Genomic DNA, 640 nt, shown 5'->3' with positions numbered 1-640 from the left:
TGGATTTTTGGGCGGTAAAGTGGACGTAGCCATTGTAGAAGCGTGTGCGATTACCGAAGAAGGGCATATCATACCAACGACGTCCATGGGTAACTCTGCATCTTTTGTGCAAAGTGCTGACATTGTTATTGTTGAAATCAATACATCCCAGCCATTGGCTCTTGAAGGTATGCACGATGTGTACATTCCTCTTGATCCTCCTCATCGCCAACCCATTAACATTGTCAAAGCAGATGATCGTGTAGGAACTCCATATATTCCATGTGGTTTGGACAAGATAACTTATATTGTTCCTTGCGACATTCGTGATGATGTTCGTGATTTAGCGGCGATTGACGACGATGCTAAAGCCATGAGTGCTCATTTTATTGAATTTTTGAAAGCTGATATTAAAGCAGGACGTATGCCAAAAGGACTTTTACCGTTACAATCCGGTGTAGGATCGGTAGCCAATGCGGTTGTCAGTGGTTTTGCTGCATCCGATTTTACTGATTTAGAAGTGTATACCGAAGTCATCCAAGATGGAATGCTAGACTTAGCGGATGCTGGGAAGTTAAAGTTTGCCTCAGGTACTTCATTCTCACCATCACCTGCAGGTCTTGAAAGATTCTACAAAAATATTGATTCCTATCGCAAAATC

At 42.3% G+C, this 640-nt stretch carries 1 pseudogene; it reads left to right on the top strand.

Features of this window, described 5'->3' with window-relative positions:
* Positions 1 to 640, top strand: a pseudogene (locus tag QSJ81_RS25655) (acetyl-CoA hydrolase); the annotation flags it as partial.

The sequence above is a fragment of the Pelosinus sp. IPA-1 genome, assembly GCF_030269905.1.
GTDB lineage: Bacteria > Bacillota > Negativicutes > DSM-13327 > DSM-13327 > Pelosinus.
The sequence above is the reverse complement of the archived record's forward strand: the minus strand, read 5'-3'. Positions and strand labels throughout refer to the sequence as shown.